Here is a 21442-nt window from a genome sequence, read left to right as displayed (position 1 = left end):
GGGTTACTCCGTTGCTATTTGTCGTTGTTGTTGGCTCTTTCAAGCGATGTTTGCCGCTTTGGCCGCCACGCGGCGACGCTGCGGGCGAATCATGTTGGCGGGCTTGAGCACTTCGTTGAGCTCTTCCTCGCTCATCAGCTCTTCTTCACGGATCAGCTCCAGCACACCGCGCCCTGTTTCCAGCGCGTTCTTGGCGATGCGGGTGGAGTTGTCGTAACCGATGTAGGGCACCACGGCGGTGATAACGCCAATGCTCTGGTCCACCAGTTCCTGGCAGCGGTCACGGTTGGCGGTAATGCCCCGCACACAGCGGTTGCGGAACATGTCCATGGCCTGGGACAGCATGCGGATGGATTCCAGCACGTTGTAGGCGATCAGCGGTTCCATGGCGTTGAGCTGCAGCTGTCCGGCTTCGGCCGCCATGGTGATGGCGATGTCGTTGCCGATCACCTGGTAGGCGACCTGGTTGACCGCTTCCGGGATCACCGGGTTGATCTTGCCGGGCATGATGGAGCTGCCGGGCTGCTGTGCCGGCAGGTTGATTTCGTTCAGGCCACAGCGCGGCCCCATGCTGAGCATGCGCAGGTCGTTGGCGATCTTGGAGAGTTTGACGGCCAGGCGCTTGAGCATGCCGGAGAACAGCACGAAGGCGCCCATATCAGAGCTGGCTTCCACCAGGTCAGTGGCGCGCTTGAATTCGAAACCGCTGAGCTGGGACAGGTGACCCACCGCCAGACGGGCGTATTCGGGATCGGTGTTGATGCCGGTACCAATGGCCGTGCCACCCAGGTTCACTTCCTTGAGCAGCTCGGACAGGCCATCGATGCGCTGGATGTCTTCGCCCAGGGTGCTGGCGAAGGACTGGAATTCCTGGCCCAGGGTCATGGGCACCGCGTCCTGCAGCTGGGTACGGCCCATCTTGAGGATGTCCGCAAACTCCTCGCCCTTGGCGGCGAAGACATCACGCAGGGAGGCCAGCGACTTGACCAGGTCACCGTGGCGCAACAGGATTGCCAGACGCACGGCCGTTGGGTAGGCGTCGTTGGTGGACTGGGACATGTTGACGTCGTTGTTGGGGTGCAGGTAGCTGTACTCGCCGCGCTCATGCCCCAGGTACTCGAGGGCGATGTTGGCCATGACCTCGTTGGCGTTCATGTTGGTCGAGGTGCCGGCGCCGCCCTGAATCATGTCGATGATGAACTGATCGTGGTGCTGGCCCGCCAGCAGCGCCTTGCCTGCCGCCAGGATGGCGTCAGTCTTGGTATCGTCCAGCAGCTCGAGCTGATTGTTGGCCTTGGCACAGGCCATCTTGACCAGCGCCAGTGCCTTGATCAGCTGCGGGAACAGGCTGAGCTTGATGCCGCTCAGGTCAAAGTTTTCCTGGGCACGCTGTGTCTGGATACCGTAATAGGCGGACTTCGGGACCCAGGCTTCGCCAAGCAGATCCTTTTCCCGCCGCCGATTATTCAACTGTTGCGCCGATTCGTGCTGACCCATCGAGTTCATCTCATACTGTGTGTGGTTGTACCGGTCATGGCGGCCTGCCTTGGGGTCGGGGCCTGCGATAACGCGATCTCTGCACAGTAGATAGCAATGACGATGCCAGGTTTTTAGATATTCAATAAACCATTGTTATTGAAAGATATTTTCGCTAAAAATGGGAAAGTTGGCGGGGGTCGAGGGGTATAACCAAAGCTATGAAGAATCAGACAAAAACAGAATAATCTTAATAATATCAATATGTTAAAAAACTATTCCCGTTGAATGACTATAACCCTGGTTATAGGGCTGCAGCCAGGGGCAGGGCCCCCGGTCAGTCGGGCTGCGATTTTTTCAGCCGCTTGCTCAGTGCCGGCTGGGAAATGCCCAGCAGGCGCGATGCCAGCGACTGGTTGCCCCGGGCCCGCTGCATGGCTTCAGCCACCAGCAGATCGGCGGCCTCCTGCAAGGTCGGCAGGGGCTGGTCCGACGCAAACAGCACGCCCTCGCCCGGCTGTTCGGCTTGCACAATCGCCGCGCCCTGGCCGGTCGCGCGGCGAAAGACCTCCATCGACAGTACGCCTGCACGGTGCTGGCTCAGGGCATCGAAGCACAGGGAGCGCAGCTCCCGCACATTGCCGGGAAAGCCGTAGTTTTGCAGCAGCACCGGCAGTTCTCGCGGGAAGCTCGGCTTGCTGCGCCCAAGCTCCTCCGCCGCCTGCGCCAGGAAATACTCCAGCAGCAGGCCGACATCATCACGGCGCTGGCGCAGCGGTGGCAACTCCACCTGGTGGGTCCGCAATCGGTAGTACAGATCCTTGCGAAAGGCGCCGTCGCGCTGCTTTTGCTCCAAGTTCTGATGGGTCGCCACCAGCACCCGGGCACGCATGCGCTTGGGGCGGTCGCTGCCCAGCGGGTAGTATTCCCCCTCCTGCAGCAGGCGCAGCAATTTCACCTGGGATGCCAGGCTCAGGTCCCCGATCTCGTCCAGAAACAGGGTGCCGCTGCCCGCCTGTTCGATCATGCCGGCCCTTGCCTTGTCGGCACCGGTGAAGGCGCCGCGATGATGGCCGAACAGCGTATCGGCGAAAATATTGTCATCGAGCCCGGCCACGTTCACGCTCACCAGGGGGCCGTTGCGGCCGCTGAGCGCATGCACGGCATGGGCGATGGCTTCCTTGCCCGTACCGCTTTCGCCGCTGATCAGCACCGGCTGGCTACTGGCCGAGACCGCCTCCAGGTACTGGAATACCGAGCGCATGCCCTTGTCCCGCGTGATAATGCCCTCGAATACCTCCGGGCGCTCCAGCGTATCGCTGAGAAAGCGCCGGCGCATTTCCTGGTTTTCCAGGCGCATCTCCTGCATGCGGATCGCCTTGCGAATCCCCTCGATCAGGCGATCTTCTTCGGTGGTCTTGATGAAGTAGTCGTAGGCGCCCTGGCGGATACAGCTGACCGCCGTTTCGAGCTGGTTCAGGCCGCTGATGATAATGACACCGACATCGGGGTGTTCCTCGATGATGCGCTGCAACAGCGCCTCGCCCGACAGGTGCGGCATGGTCAGATCCAGCAGCACCAGGCCAATGGGTTCCCGGGCGATGATGCCCAGGGCCTCGCGGCTGTCTTCACAGCGATATATATGATTGATGCCGCCCCGGCGCTCCAGCGCAATACTGAGGCTGCGCAAAAAAGGCACCTCGTCGTCTACAAGCAATACACCAAAGGACGGATACAGGTTCTGGCTCATGTTGATTTGCGGTCCTGTTTTGACTCTTTTGCCTGGCTCAGCGGCAGCGACAGCACCGCCCGGGTACCGGCGCCTGGCGCCGAATAATACTCCAGAATGCCGCCGTGCTCCTGGACGATACTGGTGGACACCGACAGCCCCAGCCCCATGCCGCCCTGCTCGCGCTTGGTGGTAAAGAAAGGATCGCTCAGACGGGCGAGATTTTCCGTTTCTATACCGTGGCCCTGGTCCTGCACTTCCAGCCGCAGCATGCCACTGGCAGGATCAAAAGCGGTGGTCACCGCGATGGCGTTGTCGCGGGAGTCCAGCGCCTGACAGGCATTCATGATCAGGTTAATGACCACCTGCTCGATTTTCTGGCCGTGGCCCCGAAACACCGGCAGGTTGTCGCCATAAGCGGTGCTGAAATGATCCGTAGCCGTACGGATACTGTTGTCCACCAGGCGAATGGCGGTGGCGACCACCGCGTTAAGGTCCACCGCCTCGCTCAGTTCCACCGGCCCCTGGCGGGCAAAGTCACGCAGGTCATCCACGATACGGCGGATGCGCTGGGCGCCGGTGTACATGTCGTCCAGCATCAGCGGCACCTCTTCGCGCATGCGCAGATAGGACAGCCCGCCCAGGTCGAAGTCGCCGTGTTGCTCAAAGTGAGCTTCCAGGATTTCCTCGGTATCGCGGTACACCTCCTGCAGCACCGGCAGGTTCAGCAGCAGCAGGCCACAGGGGTTGTTGATTTCGTGGGCGACGCCCGATACCAGGATGCCGAGCGAGGTCATCTTGTCGGCCTGGATCAGCTTTTGCTGCTGCAGCTGCATCTCCCGGGTGCGGCGCGACACCTCGCGGGTGAGCATGCGGTTCCAGATCATGATGCCACCGAGCACCAGCAGCAGTACCAGCGACATCAGCCCCGCCGCCTGGCCGATTTTTTTCCAGGGTACGCCCTGCCCCTGCAGGGGCCCAAACCACTTGTCGTACAGCGCCTGCTGACGGCCGGTGTTCTTCAGGATGGCCAGCCCCTCGCTGAACTGTGCCAGCAGCTCTTCATTGCCTTTCAGCACGGCGTAACCGTAGCGCTGTGCCGCGAACGGGCGGCCCACCGGCACCAGGTTGGACAGTTCAAGCTCTCGCCCCAGGTAAAGCCCCGGCAGGTTCGCCACCAGGGCGTAATCGTGCTTGCCGGAGGCCAGCAGGCGCAGCGCGTCGGCGTGGGTATCCGTCAGGACCAGGGTGGCGCCGACATCGTCATTGATCATCAGGTCGTGCAGGATACCGCGCTCCTGCACGATAACGGTCCTGCCCTGCAGTTCGGCCAGCTCCTGCACCTCGGGGTCGCCTTTGCGGGCGAAAATCGACTGGTGCACGATGGCGTGGGGCGGCGAATAGGCGTAGCCCCGGGCACGGTTCTGGGAGTAGGAAATACCCTGCAGGGCATCCAGTTTCCCGGCCTCCAGCCGCTCGCGCATCTCGGCCCAGCCACCGAGCTGAATCTCGATGTCCATGCCCATGACTTCGGCGATGGCCCGGGTCAGGTCGGTATTGTAGCCATCGGGCTGGCCGTCGTCGTTGATGAATTCGTAGGGCGGGTAGTTATAGTCTCCCCCCACAACGATAAGATCGCGGGCACCCTGGCCGCGCGCCGCCTGTACATTGGCGGCAATCAGCGCCGCCAGCACGAGCAGCACGGCAGCCAGTACCGGCTTGGCCGGCAGAACCCCGACCACGGGTCAGGCGCCCGCCGGCGCCACAATGGCGCTGCCATAACGCCGCTCCAGCACCTGCCAGAGCGTTTCCGCCGCACCACTGAGAGGGCGGCTGCAGCGATACAGGCACACGGTCAGCGGCAAGCGCCAGGCCGGTGCCCCGCAGATCACCAGGAAGCCCTGGCGCAGCTCATCGGCGATGGCAAAGGACGGCACCCAGGCCACGCCCAGCCCCTGCAGCGCCATGACCTTGAGACTGTCTGCCAGGGACGACTCGAACGTCTGGCGCAGCTTGACCGGATGGGGCGGCCTGGCCAGCAGACGATCGACGCAGCGGCCAAGGTAGATGCTCCCCGAATACCCCAGGTACGGCACGGTTTGTCCCTGGGGGCCGTCCAGGTCATACAGCGGCCGGCCTTCATCGTCCCCCCTGCAAATCGGTACCAGCTGCTCGGTTTGCAGTTCCAGCTTGCGAAAGGCTTCCGAATCCAGGGTCGGGTCTTCAAAGGCCAGCAGAAAATCGCAAATACCGTTTTTCAGCGCCTGTACGCTGTCGTCCACGTTGGCCACGAGTTGGCGCGTGCGGGTGTCCTCCAGTTCATCCTGCAGGGACTGGATAAAGGCCGGGAACAGCGACAGCGACAGCGTATGGGACACCGCCACATCGATCACCCGTACGTCCTGTTTGCGCAGCGAACGCAGGTGCGCCAGACTGTCCTGCAACTGGGCCACCAGGTTGCGGGCGGTAATCTGGAACAGCTGACCCTCGTCGGTCAGCTGTACCGGTACACTGGTGCGATCCACCAGCTGGCAGCCCACGGCGAACTCCAGTGCCTTGATGCGTCGGCTAAACGCCGGTTGCGTCAGATGGCGTTCCTCCGCCGAGCGGGAAAAACTCTGGGTTCCGGCCAGCGACAGAAAATCTTCCAGCCATTTGGTTTCAATGTTCATCTATCCACTGCCCTCAACCATACCCGTTGCGGCGCGGGGATCAGCGCGGCGCCAGGCGTGCAATAGCGCCCAGTATACCTCTTTGCCGCGACCGGCTCGCCCACTCCAGCGCCCCATGCCGATTTCGCCTGCCCTATACCGGGCCGGTATATAGACAGTAGCCTGTTGATTTTAAAATGGATTCTATATGCCCATGCAGAACCGGCATGGCACCTGCCGTTCCGGCATTGGCCGCAACAGCGGCCCGAACTGTAGCTTTCTCCCGGTGACTTCAGGAGAAACAGATGCACAGCACTATCGGTATTCTTGGCGGTATGGGCCCCCTGGCCACCGTCGACTTCGTGACAAAAATCATTCGCCAGACCCCCGCCAGCCGCGATCAGGATCATGTGCCCCTGCTGATTCACAGCGTGCCCCAGATACCGGATCGCACCGCCTGCCTGATGGAAGGCCGCGAATCCCCGCTGGCCGCCCTGTCCCAGGGACTGAACACCCTGGTCACCGCCGGTGCTGGCTGTATCGCCATTCCCTGTAATACGGCGCACTACTGGCACCCGGACCTGGCCAAGATCAGCCCGGTGCCCATCCTGCACATCGCCCGCGCCTGCGCCGAACAACTCTCGGCCAACGGAGTCAGCCGCGTGGGCCTGATGGCAACGGACGGTACGCTCAAGGCGGGATTCTACGGCGACGCGCTGGGGCAATATGGCATTGAACTGGTAGAGCATTCAGCCCTGCTGCAGCAGCGTGTGATGGAAGGCATTTACCGGGTGAAGTCCGGCGCGCTGCACGCCGGTGCCCGCCTGCTGGAAGACTGCCTGCAACAGTTTCTGGACAGCGGTGTTGAACGGGTGATTCTGGGTTGTACGGAGATACCACTGGCGCTGGACAGTATCCAGTCGCCGCTGGGGGCTTACGGCGTGGATGCCACCGATGCCCTGGCCCGTGCCTGCATTGCCTGGTACCAGGCACAACAGGATCAGGCCGTGGCGGCTTAACAGGGTGTTAAACAGGGCTAGCGGGGCCGCTAGCGCAAAACCGGCAGATACTTAAAGAAGGGTTAGCGCGTGCGGCGCAGGGTTTCAGATGGCAGTTCGCCAAACAGCTTGCGGTAATCCGATGAAAAGCGCCCCAGGTGACTGAAACCGTAGTCCAGCGCAACCTCGGTGACATTGCGGGCATTGATGCCCTGTTTCAGGTCGGCATGCAGGCTCTGCAACTTGGTCTGCTTGATAAACAGCTTGGGCGTGATACCGATCTCCCGGGAGAAAACGTTATAGAGGCTACGCACGCTGACGTTGCACAGATCCGCCAGTTCCTCCACGGTCACATCTTCACGAATGCGCTCTTGCAGATAGCGCCGAATCAGCTGCAGGCTGCCATCGGCACCGGCCCCGTTACGCTCCCGGGACAGGTTGCACGGAAACACCGCCAGCAACTTGTTGGCCAGCAGGTCAGCATAAGCGCCGCTGGCGCTGGCCATGTCCGCCTCGGCTTCAGAGGCCTCTTCATAGACCGCCTCAACCAGGCGCATAAAGGCCAGCGAGGCATCCAGGTTCATCACCTGGCGCTGAAAGCGCAGGCCGTCACGCGGCAGCGCACGGCCGTTGTCGACACAGGCGGCCTTGAGGATAGATTCGGGAATTTTAACGATCAGCTTCTGGCAGTCCTGCGAGTACGTCAGGTCACTTTTTTCGTGCGGGTTCATCATCAACGCCTGGCCGGCATCCAGCGACAGGCGGTCTTCATCGAAATTCCAGGTACAGCGGCCACTGGTCACCACCTGCAGATGGTATACCTCTTCCAGGTCCGGTGAATGCACCCGCACCTTGCCACCGTAGGAAATATGCGACAGCCCCAGGCGGGCAAAGCTGGCGTAACGCAGGGAGGAGCGCATCTTGCCGGAGCCCAGCAAGGTAAGACGGTGATGCCCGATATGCGCATTCACATAGTCCGACACATCCTCCGGGCACACATCCTTGCGCACGACACTGTTGGCAAGCACGTGATTCAGCATTCGCAGCCCCTTTTGTCATTATTGTTAGAGCGTCAATTATATGTGAACCAGCCCCGGGGCTCAATCCACCATGCCGGCTCCTTGCCCGCGCCGTGCAGACGCCGCGAAGCGGACAGGCACGAAGGCGCATATGCGCAGGCCCCAGGTCGCAACCGCACAACCGCCAATCCCGGGCACCACTACAATGGCAGGCCTTTAATCAGAATTCTGGAACCGAGATGTCCGACTTCATCACTGTCATGCGCGAAACCTGCCCCACGCCTGTTGTAGACGCCACCAAGTGGACCCGTATCGGCGGTGACCCGCACACCGTAAACCTGAACGCCTACCTTTCCGCCGATGGCAGCAAGATCATGGGCACCTGGATCTGCACACCGGGCAAGTTTGAAGTGAATTACGACAAGTGGGAATTCTGCCACTTCCTGGAAGGCTACTGCATCATCACGCCTGAAGGCGAAGCGCCGGTACACCTCAAGGGCGGCGATGTCTTCGTCATCGAACCCGGCATGAAAGGCACCTGGGAAGTGGTCGAAACCGTACGCAAGTACTTCGTTTTCGCCTGACGGTACCACACGACCGGGCGGCGCCAGGCGCTGCCCAGTCGCTCGGCTTTTGCAGGGCACGTACACGCACCGGTGCCCGTCTTAGGGTTAAAAGTACGGGCTCACTGGCCGCGCAGCCCTGTCGCTGCGCCTGGCACACCCCATCAGGGGGTCGCGTTCAGACAGTGGCAACCGCTGCAGGCGATGCCCAGGCGCCGGCCCTGGCAGCCTTGAGTGCATAGTCGCGAAACGACGTGGCCGGGCGCCCCAGGGCTTTCTCGACACCATTGGCCACCCGGCTGTTACGGCCATCCATCACAACGGTGAACAGTTCGTTCATCAGCCAGAGCACATCCTCTGGCTGCCCCTGTTGCCTGAGCCCTTGCAGGAAATCCTCGGCAGAAACGGGCACGAACTCGATGCTGTTGCCGGTGATGTCCGATAGCACATCGACGCAGTCACGCAAGGTTAACAATTGTGGCCCGGTCACTTCAAAAACCTGATTAACCAATGCCGGCTGTGTCAGGCAGGCGAAGGCGACAGCGGCAATATCATCCGTATCGACAAAAGGCTCCGGTATATCACCGGCGGGCAAGACCACCTGGCCGTTCAGCACGCCATCAATCAGAATGCCTTCGCTGAAGTTCTGCGCGAACCAGCTGGCACGCACGATATTCCACTCAAGACCACTGGCCATCACCAGCCGTTCAGCGTGCTGAGCACCGGCCTCACCCCGCCCCGACAACAATACGATATGGCGAATGCCCGCCTGGCGCGCCAGACGGATGAATTCGGCGATGGCGTGGCTGGCGGCGGGCACTGCCAGATCGGGCTGAAAGCACACGTAGGCCGAGCCACACCCCTGCATCGCTTCCAGCCAGCCTTCGGGCTGCTGCCAGTCAAAGGCAATGTCCGTTGAACGCGATACCGCACGGGTTCTGTAGCCCGCGATTTGCAGCAGGGTGTCGACCCTGCGGCCCGTTTTGCCGTTTTTGCCAATAACCAGGGTGGGCATGCTCATCGCATCTATCCTCATGTTCGGTTTCGTTTGGCGAGCTTGCTTAAGCAATGGAGCCAGTATTGTGCAAATCAGCTGGATGCTTAATGCCTGTTTTGCCAAACAAATTGATTATTCGTCTAAAATCGAACTCTATACGCGTATGAAACCGGCAACAGTGAACACCCAGAGAACGGGGTTCATGCAGTGGCGCAAAAATGCGCCACCAGCGGGCCTTCTTTTGATAAAGACGGCCTAATGCGAACCCTTGAAATAAAGGAATGTCACACAATTTCGCCAGTTTTCCAGGGGCGACGGCAAAACAGGATGCCCTGTTTAGCTTCCAGGTTGAGAGGCAACATGCATGGACAATCGATCACCCGCCTTTCCACAGGCGAACGATCCGCTGGGGGAAATCCTGCACCAGCTGCGCCTTGACGGCAGCCTCTACTGCCGCTCGGAACTCAGCGGTGCCTGGTCACTGGCGATGCCGGTACTGCCCGGCAAGATGATGTTTCATATCATCACGGCCGGGCACTGCTGGCTGCAGCTTGATGGCGAGCCACCCATACGCTTAAGCGAAGGCGCCTTGGTGCTTATTCCACACGGGCATGGCCACATCATCAGCAGTGACCCACAGCTGCCTGCGGTGCCGCTGTTCGAGGCCGGTGTACGCCAAATCAGCGAGCGCTATGAAGTACTCGAAATTGCAGGAGCGGGTGAAAAAACCGAGCTGACCTGTGGCGTCATGTGCTTCGATCAGTTCGCAGGCAAGCAGCTGGTACAGCAGCTGCCATCCGTACTGTTGCTGGAGCAGCTGGATGCAAGCCGCGAGCGCTGGCTGAGCAGCACCCTGGATTTTATTGCCGCAGAAGCCCGGCAACTCAAACCCGGCGGTGAAACCATCATTACCCATCTGGCGGACATTCTGGTGATACAGCTCATCCGCCACTGGATGGAACAGTCCCCCGACGCCAGCACCGGCTGGGTCGGCGCACTGCAAGACAAACACATCGGCATTGCCCTGCGCGCCATTCACCACCAGCCCGAGAAAAACTGGACGCTGGATTCGCTGGCGCGCGAATGCGGCATGTCGCGTTCGGGCTTCTCTGCCCACTTCAGGCAGATGGTAGGCAACAGTGTGAAAAACTACCTGACGCAGTGGCGCATGAACCTCGCCTATCAGCGTCTGAAACACCGGCATGAACCCTTAATCACCCTGGCAGAGGATCTTGGATACGCATCAGAAGCGGCATTTTCACGTGCGTTCAAGCGGGTTATGGGGGTTTCACCGGGCAAGGTGTAGACTGGCAGTGCGCGCAAGCCATTGCTTTATCCAGGCCCGGCGTCGAGACAAAATAGCCTCTCGCCCAAGAGTTCTCGCCATTAAAGCTCTGGCCATTGCAGCTCTGGCCATTGCAGTTTCGCTGACGGTGTTTGAACTGCCTGGCGACAGCGATCGCACTTTTCCCTTCAGATAGCCTGCCACGCTGGATACCGAGCACTGGGCGCAAGGCTGCTGCACAGGTGGATATACGCCGGCATCAGGTGTCGGTCACACCACCATTTACCAATTACGAATCACCAATCACCAATCACCAATCACGAAGCTGCGTTATTGAATCCACCGGGCAAGCCGGGTCATTCGTCCAGATGGAACCGGTGCAGCAGTCGATGGAGCATGGGGGCAATGACGATGGTGCTGGTCGCGATATACACATAGCCCGAGAAGATGCCGTAGAGACTGACAAAGAGTTGCCCTGAGGTCGTTTGCGGGATAATCGACAATCCAAGCCCGCTGGTCAGGGTGATCGAGGCGACCAGCGCCGTTACCGGCGGCATATTCTCAAAATACATATGCCCGGCGACGCCCGCCCCCAGGCTGATCACCACCAGTGCCAAGGCCGCGAACAGATGAAAAGCCATTCGCCGCCTGAAAGCCTTGGTCGTGATCAAGGGCTTGTTCCTGCTTTCGTACATGGTTGTCTCGCGTGTTTTTATTCGTGATCGGCTTTATCCGGGCAATACCCTGGCGTGCGGATACGCTTTGGCCGCCCCAGCATGGGCAGCATGCCACATCCGATGGACTTTGAGCACGCTCTCGGTGCGCCTTTCCCCGACTGGCACACGGAGCCCTGGCCAGCAGTTAGCGCATCGGTCTGGATAGTGGTGGCATCAACGCCTCTGCTACCCTAATCAGCGCAGGCAGGCACGAGCAGTCCAAACCGAGGGAGACAAGATGCGCACACCATCCGGTTCGCTCAACACCCGCAGGCCTCGGCTCTCAGGCCCGCGCAAGGTCGCGGCACTGCTGGTGCTGGCGGCCGCTGCACTGCTGCTCCTGCTGACCACCTCCCCCATCGCCCAGCCACTCGAGTATCACAACTTTGCCGACCAGCGCTCGCTGGCGGGGCTCGCCAACGCCGCCAATGTACTATCCAACCTGGTGTTTGTACTGGTCAGCCTGTACGGGTTCAGCAGGCTGAAAAGAAACAGGCGGCAGTTCGCACCGTTGCTGATGCTTTACCGGATCTTCTTCGCAGGGTTATTGCTGATTGCGCTGGGATCGGGCTTTTACCACCTGGCACCCGACAACCAGACGCTGCTGTGGGACCGGCTGCCGATGACAATCAGCTTTACCGTTCTCACCGCCCTGGTGGTCGCCGAACGGATCGATAGCCGGCTCGGGCTTGCGCTCTGTCCCTGGTTGCTCGGCCTGGGCCTGGCCAGCGTTTTATACTGGCACTGGCTGGATGATCTGCGCCCTTACCTGCTGGTGCAGTTTGGCCCCATGCTGCTGTTACCCGTCATGATCTGGCGCTTTGAAGGGCCAGGCACAGGGTGGCTCTGGCTGGCGCTGGGTTTCTATGTACTGGCCAAGGTCGCCGAACTCGGGGATGACCTCGTTTACCGGTTCAGTCAGCAGCTGATAAGCGGCCATACCCTGAAACACCTGCTGGCCGCCGCCAGCGCCTACATGATTGCATTGAAAGTCCGCGATACCGAAGGCTGACGCCTCTCCCTGCGCGCCGCGACGCAGGCAAGACGCTCAGCCATTCACGACGCCCCTCATGCAACGACAGGTATGCTGGGGTCTGCGGCAGCCAGCGCTTCTGCACGGTTAGCCGCAGGCGGATAGATCCAGACACTGTTGATCTGTTGTTTGATTGCTTTAGCCTCGTCCTTGATAAATTTCACCTCACGCTCCCAGCCTTCAGTAAAGACAGCGCCCCAGGCCCCGAGGTCGAGACAAGTCACATACTTGGGTTGACTGTATGGCATCGCTTCAACTCCGAGCAAACTGGCCGCGACGTTATTCCCGGCTGAACGTCCCAGAGAAATTGCATGCTGACAGGTCATCAAGGCACGGTTACCCAGATCGTCAGTTGCCGCGTAGGCCACATCCCCGGTTGCAAAAACATCCGGCAAGCCGATGACCTGGAGGTTACGATCAACGTGCAGACGCCCAAGCCGATCGCGTTCGGCCGGAATTTGCTCGGTTAAGGCGCTGGCGATAACACCCGCCGTCCAGATGACGGTGTTGGTTTCAATGCGCTGCCCATCCGACAGGGTGACGCCGTTCGCATCCATTGAACAACCAGCACGTTCAGCTTCCACTCAACCCCCAGTGCGTTGCAGGCCTGCACAACAGCATCACGCGGACCATCACCCATGGCGGCGCCAATTTCAGCGCCGCGATCAGCCACAACGACCCGTATATCGGTGTTATTCCCCAGTACTTCTCGCAGCCGAGACGGCAATTCCGTTGCGATTTCAATGCCGGTAAAGCCACCACCGGCCACCACCACGGTGTTGCGCATCACCGACACCGGAACATCAGCCAGCGACTTGATGTGACGTTCCAGGCGGATAGCCTCGTCCAGGTTGTCGATGTTGAACGCTGCTTCAATACCCGGCAATGCAGGCTGCGCAACCTTGCTGCCGGTCGCCAGCACGAGGCGATCATACGCCAGCCCGATCTCCGCGCCTGCGTCGTCCCGGTATTTAACGCTTTTACCCACGACATCAATGTGCTCCACCAGCCCCTTCACAAAGGTCACACCCACCGCATCGAATAGCTCACCCAGCGGCGCGGCCATGGTGTGGACCTCAGGCTCATAAAAACGTGGGCGCACACGCAGCTCGGCCTGAGGCGCCAGTACGGTGACCTCGATGTCATGGCGATTGTACTTGTCGAGCAAACGGGTGGAGCTGAGGGCACTCCACATACCGCCAAAGCCTGCACCGACGATCAAAATACGCTGTTTCATGTTTAGCTCCAGGTAGAAATCATGTTCTATCGAAAAATCATGCACGGGCTTCTCTATCCGACTGAACCTTAAATTCAGACCTTGCTGTTGAGAACCGAGCAACTACGAATATATTAGTCGTAGTTATGAAATGCAATATCTTTTGATGGCCATGGATGACGGGCTCAGTACGATCTGCATGAAAAGCAAACAAAAAACAAAATATGTCCTATTAAACAATTGTTTAAATAAAAAACAGGAATAAAGTATTTATTCTTATCTCATTGTTCAGGCTATCTATGGCTTGAGATAATCCGGCGTTATCAGCATAATGCTACGAATGATATGGTCGGAGTATATATGGCTCTTTACAGCGCGGGAGTGGAGTACGGACTCCATTGTCTGACACTACTGGTGGACAACAAGGGTGACAGCCGGGAAGCCAGTGCGCGCGCACTCGCCGAACTGCAGGGTGTCCCGCCTGAGTTGCTCGCGAAGGTATTCACCAAGCTGGCCAAAGCAAACCTGGTTGTCGCAACCGAAGGCGTACGCGGTGGATTCCAATTGGCCAGACCGGCTGAAGAGATCACCGTGCTTGATGTCGTGCAGGCAATAGATGGTCAGAAAGACATTTTTGAATGCCGGCAGATCCGTGAGCGCTGCGCGCTTTTCAGCGATTCGCCACCAGACTGGTCGACAGCGGGCACCTGCACGATCCACAGCGTGATGCTGACCGCCCAGAAGCGCATGGAAGAAGCGCTTGCACAACAGACCATCCTGGATATCGCCCGGCGTGTTGGGCGCAAGGTTCCACCTGACTTCGGCGACCAGATCGACGGATGGATCAATGCGCGCAAACTCATCGCCCGAGAAGGCTAAACATTGACAGCCAGGGTCATCTCACCTGGCTGATAGCCTCAACGCCCTCAGATACGCTTGAACAGGGCCGAGCGCTCCGGGCCCGCGGCGCCATCGGCGGCGGTGACGAAACGTTCCATATGAATGTCCCGCTCGAACAGGCGCCCCTGCATCAGGGTGCTGATGGCCGCATCGATCATCGGTGGCGGGCCACAGAGATAGGCCTTGTGACCGTCGAAGCGGTTGTCGAAATGCTGCTTTGCCGCCTCATGGACGTAACCGCGAAAGCCCTGCCAGCCGTCCCCCGGCTCGGGGGCGCTCAGTGCCGGTATGTAGTGAAAATGCCCGTGCTCCCGGGCCAGGGTCTCGAACAGCTCGCGGTTATAGAGCTCGGCCAGGTTACGTGCCCCCTGGAACAGATAGATCTGGCGCTGATCGCCCTGCTCCAGCATATCCAGAATCATCGACTGCGGGCTCGAAAGCCCCGAGCCGCCGGCCAGGAAGATTGCGTCCTGGTTATCAGAAGTACGTACGAAAAACTGACCGAAGGGGCCGCTGAGCGCCAGGCTGTCGCCGGTTTGCATCTGTTCGTGCAGCCAGGCCGTGCCGGCGCCGCCTTCCACCCGCCGCACATGCAGCTCGATGGTGGCGTTATCGCCCGGCGCATTGGCGATGGAAAAGGCTCGCGTGCCCTCTACGCCCGGAATCTGCAGGTTGATGTACTGACCGGCCTGGAAGTCCATCGGCCGATTCAGCTTCAGCTGAATGCCCCGGATCGTTGGCGACAGGTCGGTGATTTGCGTCACGCTGGCGCTATAATCCTGCACCGGGAAGCCCTTGAAGTCCGGGTCCACATCGATATCGGCTTCGATCACCATATCGGATTCGGGCCGCGCGCAGCACACCAGTATCTTGCCCTCGTCCCGCTCCATATCCATCAGTGCAAAGGGGGACGCCTCGCCTATGTCGGCATCGCCTTCCAGTACCTGCACCTTGCAGGTGGCACAGGTGCCGTGGCCGCAGGCAAAGGGCAGCCAAACGCCCTGGCGCAGGGCGGCATCGAGGATGGTCTGTCCTTCTTCGACCTCGATCAGATCGCCGGTCGGTTCCACTGTAATCTCATAGCTCATGCTCGCCTCCCTCAGACAGCCGCGGACATAAAGCCCGCCAGCTCAGGGGTCTGAAAACGCAGCAGGGACTTGTGGTCAACACCCTGTGCCTGCAGCGATGCATCAAGCAGCGGCACAAAGGCTTTGCCATTCAGCAGCCAGGTGGCACTGTCCCAGTTGATCTGGCTCCACTCGGGGTGCGGGCTGAATACCGCTGCCATCACCTGGTCCCGTAACTCGCCAAAGGTCATCTGCGGCGGTACGGGCAGGGTAAAGGGCGCACAAAACATCAAGTGATGGTCCCAGCCGACATAGACCAGCTGGTTGCCATTGAAATTTTCGAGGCGATCCTTCACCTCACCGCTATAGCCCGGTTTCAATGTTTTAAAGGACATAGTCATATCTCCGCGCGCCGGAATCGGCCCGGCGCGCCTTGTCAGTCGTTATTGTTAGCTGCTTGTCGAGGCGGGAATCAGGCAACGCCCTTCCAGCTTTTCCAGCGCTGCTCGTCGGGGGAGCCTTTTATATCCAGGTTGTCGGCGCCGACATTCATGCGGTAGTAGTCGCGCAGCACAGCCTCAAGCCCTGGCCCGCCGCAGTTGCCCTGCAGGATCTGGTGCACCGGCAGCCAGGACTGAACATATTTCTCGGGCTCGGCGACGAAGATGTCGTGACAGCCGTCGGAGCAGAAGTGGTAGCGTTCGTCCTTGTAGACGGTGTCGCGATAGGCCAGCTGGGTCGGGTTATCCATGTCGGTAAACATCAGCGGAATCTGGCAGCAGTTACACAGCTGCGGCAGGCCCTTGGTGTAAAAGCGCTTGCCCTCGGCCTCCATCTTTTTGGCCATCTCCCAGCGCGGGCGGTAATACTTGTCGAAGGTATCGGGGTACTTCTCGCTCAGCCAGTCCAGCTCCTGATCGGACGGAATCCAGGTGTGGAAAGCGGTCGCATCGCCGTAGCTGTAGAACAGCCACCAGGCCTGATGCGAAACGTGTTCCTTCTCCTTTTCGATTACATCGGCGTACTTCGGTGGCCGGATACCGTAACGGGCGAGATCCTTGAACAGGGCGCCGCCGGCTTCCTCGAAATACACTTCCCAGGCCTCCTTCCAGCTCATGACCTTGTTGGGCAGCATGTAGTCCATCATCATCGACACCAGCGTGAGCAGGCGGGTACCGCGCCAGAACCACTTGTCGATCCACTGCTGCACGATGGGCACGTTGTCCTCGTGCTGCTCCAGCAGGAACTTGATGACCTCCAGCCCCAGGGTCATGTGACGCGCCTCGTCGGACTGGGCCGAGAAGCCGAAGGTCACGGTTGCCATGTCGCCGTTGTAGGCCGCACCCGACATAAAGGGCACGAACAGCAGGTTGGTCAGCACGTATTCGAAGCTGAAGCTGATGGCCACCAGGAATTCGAACGGCCCGGCGCTACGGGCATCATCGAAGAAGGACTTGGGCACCGACAGGTACCAGACGCGGTCATGCATGTGGGACCAATCCTGGAATCCGTCGAAGAACTTGTTGTAGTGGCTCATGGCATGAACCTGGGTCTGCACATGACGAAGTTCATCGATGGACTGCATCTGGCAGGCGATGCGGGCACCAACGCCGCCGAACTGGCGCCCGGTATGGGCAAAGCCCTGGTGTGCCTGGTACTCCAGCGGTGATACGCCGGTGAGGAACAGCTTCAGGGCATTGGCGTAGCGCGGATCAGAAATATTGGTATGGCCGTTGTTCTGCGCCACGGCATCAAAAATGGCGTAGAGTTTTTTCTCTTTTTCCGCCTGGTACTTCCAGTAGGTATCCATGGTCAGGCGAAACGGATCTTCCCACTTCGACCAGTCGGTAATCTTGATGCCCTCGAATTCCTCGAACGGAAAGGCCTGCTTGCGGTCTTCGTAGGAAAAATCCCAGTCCAGATCCCGTGTCAGCAGTCGGTACTTGTCTTTGGTATTGAGTTTTTTTGCAGCCATGTCGGAAACCTCTTTTCTTATTAAGTGCGGTTATGCATCCCAGCTCAGGCTGAGTTGATCATCGTCTTCATCGACGTTGCCGCCCAGGGTAATCAGGTTCAGGTGCAGCTCCTGTATATCCCAGTCCCGCCCGAGCTTGTCCTCCACGGTTTCGCGCCGAACCACCAGCTGGCCTTCGCATTCGATGCGGATCATGGCCGGCTGGTAGTTGACGGTAACCTCGGGGTTGTCGTCCTCGATGGCCTCAACAATGTAGCGGGACTGATCGTTGTCCTGCAGTGCGATATAGACCTTGGACATCAGGCGTTTCCTCCGTTGATACCGACCTTGACCAGGCGTGACTCCAGCGCTGCCAGCGATTGGGCCAGGGCATCATCGCCCAGCATTTCCCGTGCTACGGGCGCCAGCGCCTCGGCGGCCTTGCCACGCCAGCGCTCGGCCCACTGGCCCAGCTGCGCCCTGTTGGTGTCGGACTCCGTGGCGGCGAGTTTCAGCACGGCATCCACCCAGCGCGTGTGTTCCTTGCACCACTGCTGCATGAACTCGGTCAGCATCGCCACGTCCTGGCCGCCGTTGGCGGCCAGCCAGGTATCGAACTGGCGGTAGACCAGATCGCTGATCAGGCTGTCGATCACCAGATCCTGGGCCACGAACAGCTCGAACCAGTCCTCGGTTACCAGGGTTTCCTCGCACAGCGCCCGCATCCCCTGCCAGAGCGGGTCCTGCAGCCACAGCTGTTTTGCCTCCCGCAGCGCCTCACCGCTGTTTCCGTCCAGAATCAGGCCTATACGCGAGAAGTACTGGGCAATGCCCAGACGATCCATGGCGTCGTACAGCAGTGCCTGGGTGATGGCGGTGCCGTAGCCGTACGCAGTGCCGTACATGTTGTTGAGGTTGGCGGTATGTTCGACGTGACGCAGCGGTACCAGCAGGCGGATCAGGCTGGCACGCAGCTCATCGCTGAGCAGCGCCGCCAGGTTGCGCTTTTCGAAGAAGGCGTAGTTGTTTTCGGCGTGCTCCTGCATGCGGGCACGCTGACCGACATAGGCGCCGTAGTAGTACTGGCGCGGATCCTTGAAGGCGTACCAGTCCTGCATCTGGATGGCGGTACGCCCCTTGTCATTGAGTTCGAACTCGGGCTGCCACAGTGGGCGATAGTGGTAGTTGGTTTCGGCCTGCAGGTCGTAGGTGGCCTCCTGGTAGCGGGTCGCGGGCTTGTCGCCAAAGCGACGTTCGATGTTCGCAAAGGTATTGCGCACCGGCTCCAGGGTGGATGTCTTGATTTCAACGCTCATGTTAATTTCCCAACTCTGAGTTGTTGTTATTGGCGGATCGATTCTGGTTCTGTGCCATCAGGGTGCCTTCGCCGTAGCGCCACTTTTCCAGCTGGGCGTCGACCTCTGCGGTTTGTTCAGGGGTCATGGCAACGGCGCCCTGGGTCTGGCAGAAGTGCTCGAAGGCCCGGGGTGGCATGACCAGCTCGACAAACAGCGCCGGATCGCCGATGGCAAAGTCGAACTCGACAAAACGCTCGCCGGGCTGACTGCGCACGCGGATATATTTCGTCATTCGATTGAAGGTATCGGGACGCGTCCCGACAGTGTCTTGAGAGGGCAAGTTGCTCATCGCGTTTGTTCTCGTTGTCGCTGATGAAGGTTCAACAGGACAAGAGCAACCGCTGTGCCAGATACCGATCAGGCGCTAAAAAATGCCTGGAAAAATTATTTAAGACATTGATTTATAGTGATTTAAAATTAGGGAACGGGTTATCAGCCGCGATTTTGAAGACGGGCCCCAGGCCCTGGCCTGCTGGCAAAAGTAAGCAATTGATAAAACCGCCCCGGGCAAAGTGATCATTTGATAAACCCCGTCCGGCCGGGTAAGACGCCGCTCGCCCCGCGACCCTTATGCGACCCAGCCTCAGCAGCCCTTCCAATTCAGGCGAAAATCATTCAACAATAAAAAGAGATCTCAATTTCAGCGCCGGTATATAACAACAATGACCACCCAGACCGATCTGCAGCTGCCTGCAAACGAAGACCTGCTGTCGCAAATCCGCTTTGAACCGGAGCGTGGCAAGATCTGGTTCAACGAGCAGCGCATGCTGCTGATTCATTCCGCCGTTATGGGCCAGTTACGCAAGGAGCTGGTCGAGACCATGGGCGTTGAACGCACACGCGGTTTCCTGATGCGCTTTGGCTACCATTCGGGCTGGAAGGATGCAGAGCTGGTGAGCAAGGTGCGACCGGATTTGTCACAGAAAGAGGCCTTTTTCGTGGGCCCCCAGCTGCACGCCATAAAGGGGATGGTCAATGTGCAGCCCATCGACCTGGAATTCGATATAGAAGCCGGCACGTTTTATGGTGAATTTGACTGGTTCGACTCCTACGAGGCCGAAGTACACCGGCATGACTTCGGCCTTGCCGACGACCCCATCTGCTGGACCCTGATCGGATATGCCAGCGGATTCACGACCTTTTACATGGGCCGGACCATTATCTACAAGGAGCAGGAATGCGCCGGCTGCGGGGCTGATCACTGCCGCATTATTGGCAAACCGGTGGAACAATGGGAAGACCGCGCCGAACTCGAACGCCTGCTTCTGCCCGATCCCATCGCCGACGAACTGTTTGCCCTGCGCCATCAGCTCAGCGAGCTGCGGGACAACGCGCGCTACTCCCCCCAGGACACAGACCTGCTGATCAACTCCGTCGGACGTTCCAGTGCCTTCATGAACGTCTGCCAGCTGATTCGACGGGCCTCGTCGAGCCGCGTTACCGTGCTGTTACAGGGGGAAACCGGCGTCGGCAAGGAAGTGGTCGCCAAGGGACTGCATCTGAGCTCGGACCGTGCCGACAAGCCCTTCATCGCCGTGAACTGCGCCTGCATCCCGCCGGACCTGATCGAGGCCGAGCTGTTCGGCGTGGAAAAAGGCGCCTATACCGGCGCCACCCAGTCCCGCGAAGGCAAGTTCGAGCGCGCCCACAGCGGCACGCTCTTTCTGGATGAAGTGATCGAGCTGTCACCCCGGGCCCAGGCAACGCTGCTGCGGGTACTGCAGGAGGGCGAGCTGGAGCGCGTCGGCGACAACCGTACCCGCAAGATCGATGTACGCGTCGTCGCTGCCACCAACGAAGACCTGGACATGGCGGTTCGCGAGGGCAAGTTCCGCGCCGACCTCTTCTACCGGCTCAACGTGTTTCCGGTTCGCATTCCGCCGTTGCGCGAGCGCCCCGAAGACATTCCGCTGCTGATCGAGCACTTCCTGCACAAGTACCACGCGCTCTACAACAAGCGCACCCTCGGCGTATCGGACATGGCTCTGCAGGCCCTGCTGCACTACAGCTGGCCTGGCAATATCCGCGAGCTGGAAAACTTGGTCGAGCGCGGCATTATCCTCAGTGACAACAACCATACCATTGATATCGAGGCCCTGTTCCCGTCGCTGTCCGAACCCAGCCACCCGCTGAACACCATCAACCGGGCAGGCGGAATCAGCGCCCAGCCCTGTGCTGAGGCCGCGCCGCCCCAGTCACTGCAACGATTGTGCGGCCAGCTGCTGAACGAGAACGTCAGCCTGGAGCAGATGGAAGCGCAGCTGATTGCCAGCGCCATGGACAGGGCCGGCAACAATGTCGCCCGGGCCGCCCGCCTGCTCGGCATGACGCGCCCCCAGCTGGCCTACAAACTGAAAAAACACAGCGCTGACTGACGACAGGCCGGGCCGGCAAGGCCCGCGCGGCCCTGACTGCCAGCGGGCAAGGGTATTCCCGTAGTACTTTGGGTACACTGGGGCCTGATGCGCCTATTCACCTCT

21 protein-coding genes are annotated in these 21442 nt (G+C 59.8%); 6 read left to right on the top strand and 15 right to left on the bottom strand.

Annotated features, from left to right (window positions below):
- Positions 1–39: 39 nt before the first annotated feature.
- The 4 genes from KDW95_RS03725 to KDW95_RS03710 all read right to left on the bottom strand — a co-directional run bounded on the left by KDW95_RS03725 (position 40) and on the right by KDW95_RS03710 (position 5877).
- The gene (locus KDW95_RS03725) at positions 40–1497 is read right to left on the bottom strand and encodes an aspartate ammonia-lyase (protein ID WP_255854927.1); all 1458 of its coding nucleotides are present in this window, start codon (positions 1495–1497) and stop codon (positions 40–42) included.
- 316 nt (positions 1498–1813) lie between these two features.
- A complete protein-coding gene (locus KDW95_RS03720) occupies positions 1814–3226 on the bottom strand; it encodes a sigma-54-dependent transcriptional regulator (RefSeq protein WP_255854926.1) in 1413 nt (470 codons plus the stop codon).
- Positions 3223–4947 (bottom strand): transporter substrate-binding domain-containing protein, encoded by a 1725-nt coding sequence (locus tag KDW95_RS03715; protein ID WP_255854925.1) that lies wholly within the window; start codon positions 4945–4947, stop codon positions 3223–3225. The genes KDW95_RS03720 and KDW95_RS03715 overlap by 4 nt, the downstream gene beginning before the upstream one ends.
- Before the next feature lie 3 nt (positions 4948–4950).
- Positions 4951–5877: a LysR substrate-binding domain-containing protein gene (locus KDW95_RS03710; protein ID WP_255854924.1), complete on the bottom strand. Its 927-nt coding sequence runs from the start codon at positions 5875–5877 to the stop codon at positions 4951–4953.
- Positions 5878–6161: 284 nt separating this feature from the next.
- On the opposite strand from KDW95_RS03710, the gene KDW95_RS03705 reads away from it, so the two are divergent.
- Positions 6162–6875 carry an aspartate/glutamate racemase family protein gene (locus tag KDW95_RS03705; protein ID WP_255854923.1) on the top strand — a complete coding sequence of 238 codons (714 nt, stop codon included), beginning with the start codon at positions 6162–6164 and terminating at the stop codon, positions 6873–6875.
- A gap of 62 nt (positions 6876–6937) precedes the next feature.
- Here KDW95_RS03705 and KDW95_RS03700 read toward each other — a convergent pair whose 3' ends face one another.
- Complete coding sequence (locus tag KDW95_RS03700) at positions 6938–7894, bottom strand: AraC family transcriptional regulator (RefSeq protein WP_255854922.1); 957 nt, start codon at positions 7892–7894, stop codon at positions 6938–6940.
- A gap of 218 nt (positions 7895–8112) precedes the next feature.
- On the opposite strand from KDW95_RS03700, the gene KDW95_RS03695 reads away from it, so the two are divergent.
- A complete protein-coding gene (locus KDW95_RS03695) occupies positions 8113–8457 on the top strand; it encodes a cupin domain-containing protein (RefSeq protein ID WP_255854921.1) in 345 nt (114 codons plus the stop codon).
- Positions 8458–8614: 157 nt separating this feature from the next.
- On the opposite strand, the gene KDW95_RS03690 is transcribed toward KDW95_RS03695, so the two are convergent.
- Positions 8615–9457: an NmrA family transcriptional regulator gene (locus tag KDW95_RS03690; protein ID WP_255854920.1), complete on the bottom strand. Its 843-nt coding sequence runs from the start codon at positions 9455–9457 to the stop codon at positions 8615–8617.
- Positions 9458–9797: 340 nt separating this feature from the next.
- Here KDW95_RS03690 and KDW95_RS03685 point away from each other — a divergent pair, with 340 nt between their 5' ends.
- On the top strand, positions 9798–10739 hold the full coding sequence (locus KDW95_RS03685) for an AraC family transcriptional regulator (RefSeq protein ID WP_255854919.1): 942 nt from the start codon (positions 9798–9800) through the stop codon (positions 10737–10739).
- Between the two features lie 335 nt (positions 10740–11074).
- Here KDW95_RS03685 and KDW95_RS03680 read toward each other — a convergent pair whose 3' ends face one another.
- Positions 11075–11389, bottom strand: a complete 315-nt coding sequence (locus tag KDW95_RS03680) for a hypothetical protein (RefSeq protein ID WP_255854918.1) — start codon at positions 11387–11389, stop codon at positions 11075–11077.
- A 283-nt stretch (positions 11390–11672) separates the two neighbouring features.
- Here KDW95_RS03680 and KDW95_RS03675 point away from each other — a divergent pair, with 283 nt between their 5' ends.
- The gene (locus KDW95_RS03675; RefSeq protein WP_255854917.1) at positions 11673–12446 is read left to right on the top strand and encodes a ceramidase domain-containing protein; all 774 of its coding nucleotides are present in this window, start codon (positions 11673–11675) and stop codon (positions 12444–12446) included.
- A gap of 56 nt (positions 12447–12502) precedes the next feature.
- Here the strand turns inward: KDW95_RS03675 and KDW95_RS03670 are convergent, their stop codons facing one another.
- Together KDW95_RS03670 and KDW95_RS03665 are read right to left on the bottom strand one after the other, a co-directional pair.
- Positions 12503–13024, bottom strand: coding sequence for an FAD-dependent oxidoreductase (locus tag KDW95_RS03670; protein WP_255854916.1), 522 nt, complete (start codon positions 13022–13024; stop codon positions 12503–12505).
- Positions 12934–13704 carry an NAD(P)/FAD-dependent oxidoreductase gene (locus tag KDW95_RS03665; protein ID WP_255854915.1) on the bottom strand — a complete coding sequence of 257 codons (771 nt, stop codon included), beginning with the start codon at positions 13702–13704 and terminating at the stop codon, positions 12934–12936. The genes KDW95_RS03670 and KDW95_RS03665 overlap by 91 nt, the downstream gene beginning before the upstream one ends.
- A gap of 339 nt (positions 13705–14043) precedes the next feature.
- Here KDW95_RS03665 and KDW95_RS03660 point away from each other — a divergent pair, with 339 nt between their 5' ends.
- Positions 14044–14562 (top strand): RrF2 family transcriptional regulator, encoded by a 519-nt coding sequence (locus tag KDW95_RS03660; RefSeq protein WP_255854914.1) that lies wholly within the window; start codon positions 14044–14046, stop codon positions 14560–14562.
- 47 nt (positions 14563–14609) lie between these two features.
- On the opposite strand, the gene KDW95_RS03655 is transcribed toward KDW95_RS03660, so the two are convergent.
- From KDW95_RS03655 to KDW95_RS03630, 6 genes are all read right to left on the bottom strand, one after another.
- Positions 14610–15671, bottom strand: coding sequence for an NADH:ubiquinone reductase (Na(+)-transporting) subunit F (locus KDW95_RS03655; protein WP_255854912.1), 1062 nt, complete (start codon positions 15669–15671; stop codon positions 14610–14612).
- Between the two features lie 11 nt (positions 15672–15682).
- Positions 15683–16045 (bottom strand): phenol hydroxylase subunit P4, encoded by a 363-nt coding sequence (locus tag KDW95_RS03650; protein WP_255854911.1) that lies wholly within the window; start codon positions 16043–16045, stop codon positions 15683–15685.
- Positions 16046–16122: 77 nt separating this feature from the next.
- Entirely contained in the window at positions 16123–17625 is a 1503-nt protein-coding gene (locus KDW95_RS03645; RefSeq protein ID WP_255854910.1) for an aromatic/alkene/methane monooxygenase hydroxylase/oxygenase subunit alpha, read from the bottom strand.
- A 30-nt stretch (positions 17626–17655) separates the two neighbouring features.
- Positions 17656–17925, bottom strand: coding sequence for an MmoB/DmpM family protein (locus KDW95_RS03640; protein ID WP_255854909.1), 270 nt, complete (start codon positions 17923–17925; stop codon positions 17656–17658).
- Positions 17925–18920: an aromatic/alkene monooxygenase hydroxylase subunit beta gene (locus KDW95_RS03635; RefSeq protein ID WP_255854908.1), complete on the bottom strand. Its 996-nt coding sequence runs from the start codon at positions 18918–18920 to the stop codon at positions 17925–17927. Before KDW95_RS03635 ends, KDW95_RS03640 begins: the two co-directional genes overlap by 1 nt.
- A gap of 1 nt (position 18921) precedes the next feature.
- Positions 18922–19194 (bottom strand): phenol hydroxylase subunit, encoded by a 273-nt coding sequence (locus KDW95_RS03630; RefSeq protein ID WP_255854907.1) that lies wholly within the window; start codon positions 19192–19194, stop codon positions 18922–18924.
- Positions 19195–19624: 430 nt separating this feature from the next.
- Between KDW95_RS03630 and KDW95_RS03625 the strand changes: the two genes are divergently transcribed.
- Positions 19625–21337, top strand: a complete 1713-nt coding sequence (locus tag KDW95_RS03625) for a sigma-54-dependent Fis family transcriptional regulator (protein ID WP_255854906.1) — start codon at positions 19625–19627, stop codon at positions 21335–21337.
- Positions 21338–21442: the final 105 nt, after the last annotated feature.

Source organism: Marinobacterium rhizophilum (assembly GCF_024397915.1).
Lineage (GTDB): Bacteria > Pseudomonadota > Gammaproteobacteria > Pseudomonadales > Balneatricaceae > Marinobacterium_A > Marinobacterium_A rhizophilum_A.
This window is presented reverse-complemented; position numbering and strand designations above follow the sequence as displayed.

Excerpts from the sequence above, each read along its gene's own strand:
- KDW95_RS03710 (WP_255854924.1), bottom strand. The coding sequence starts at position 5,877 with ATGAACATTGAAACCAAATGGCTGGAAGATTTTCTGTCGCTGGCCGGA.
- KDW95_RS03655 (WP_255854912.1), bottom strand. The coding sequence starts at position 15,671 with ATGAGCTATGAGATTACAGTGGAACCGACCGGCGATCTGATCGAGGTC.
- KDW95_RS03685 (WP_255854919.1), top strand. The coding sequence starts at position 9,798 with ATGGACAATCGATCACCCGCCTTTCCACAGGCGAACGATCCGCTGGGG.
- KDW95_RS03650 (WP_255854911.1), bottom strand. The coding sequence starts at position 16,045 with ATGTCCTTTAAAACATTGAAACCGGGCTATAGCGGTGAGGTGAAGGAT.
- KDW95_RS03630 (WP_255854907.1), bottom strand. The coding sequence starts at position 19,194 with ATGACGAAATATATCCGCGTGCGCAGTCAGCCCGGCGAGCGTTTTGTC.
- KDW95_RS03690 (WP_255854920.1), bottom strand. The coding sequence starts at position 9,457 with ATGAGCATGCCCACCCTGGTTATTGGCAAAAACGGCAAAACGGGCCGC.
- KDW95_RS03675 (WP_255854917.1), top strand. The coding sequence starts at position 11,673 with ATGCGCACACCATCCGGTTCGCTCAACACCCGCAGGCCTCGGCTCTCA.
- KDW95_RS03645 (WP_255854910.1), bottom strand. The coding sequence starts at position 17,625 with ATGGCTGCAAAAAAACTCAATACCAAAGACAAGTACCGACTGCTGACA.
- KDW95_RS03705 (WP_255854923.1), top strand. The coding sequence starts at position 6,162 with ATGCACAGCACTATCGGTATTCTTGGCGGTATGGGCCCCCTGGCCACC.
- KDW95_RS03625 (WP_255854906.1), top strand. The coding sequence starts at position 19,625 with ATGACCACCCAGACCGATCTGCAGCTGCCTGCAAACGAAGACCTGCTG.
- KDW95_RS03640 (WP_255854909.1), bottom strand. The coding sequence starts at position 17,925 with ATGTCCAAGGTCTATATCGCACTGCAGGACAACGATCAGTCCCGCTAC.
- KDW95_RS03725 (WP_255854927.1), bottom strand. The coding sequence starts at position 1,497 with ATGGGTCAGCACGAATCGGCGCAACAGTTGAATAATCGGCGGCGGGAA.
- KDW95_RS03695 (WP_255854921.1), top strand. The coding sequence starts at position 8,113 with ATGTCCGACTTCATCACTGTCATGCGCGAAACCTGCCCCACGCCTGTT.
- KDW95_RS03720 (WP_255854926.1), bottom strand. The coding sequence starts at position 3,226 with ATGAGCCAGAACCTGTATCCGTCCTTTGGTGTATTGCTTGTAGACGAC.
- KDW95_RS03665 (WP_255854915.1), bottom strand. The coding sequence starts at position 13,704 with ATGAAACAGCGTATTTTGATCGTCGGTGCAGGCTTTGGCGGTATGTGG.
- KDW95_RS03670 (WP_255854916.1), bottom strand. The coding sequence starts at position 13,024 with ATGGATGCGAACGGCGTCACCCTGTCGGATGGGCAGCGCATTGAAACC.
- KDW95_RS03635 (WP_255854908.1), bottom strand. The coding sequence starts at position 18,920 with ATGAGCGTTGAAATCAAGACATCCACCCTGGAGCCGGTGCGCAATACC.
- KDW95_RS03660 (WP_255854914.1), top strand. The coding sequence starts at position 14,044 with ATGGCTCTTTACAGCGCGGGAGTGGAGTACGGACTCCATTGTCTGACA.
- KDW95_RS03700 (WP_255854922.1), bottom strand. The coding sequence starts at position 7,894 with ATGCTGAATCACGTGCTTGCCAACAGTGTCGTGCGCAAGGATGTGTGC.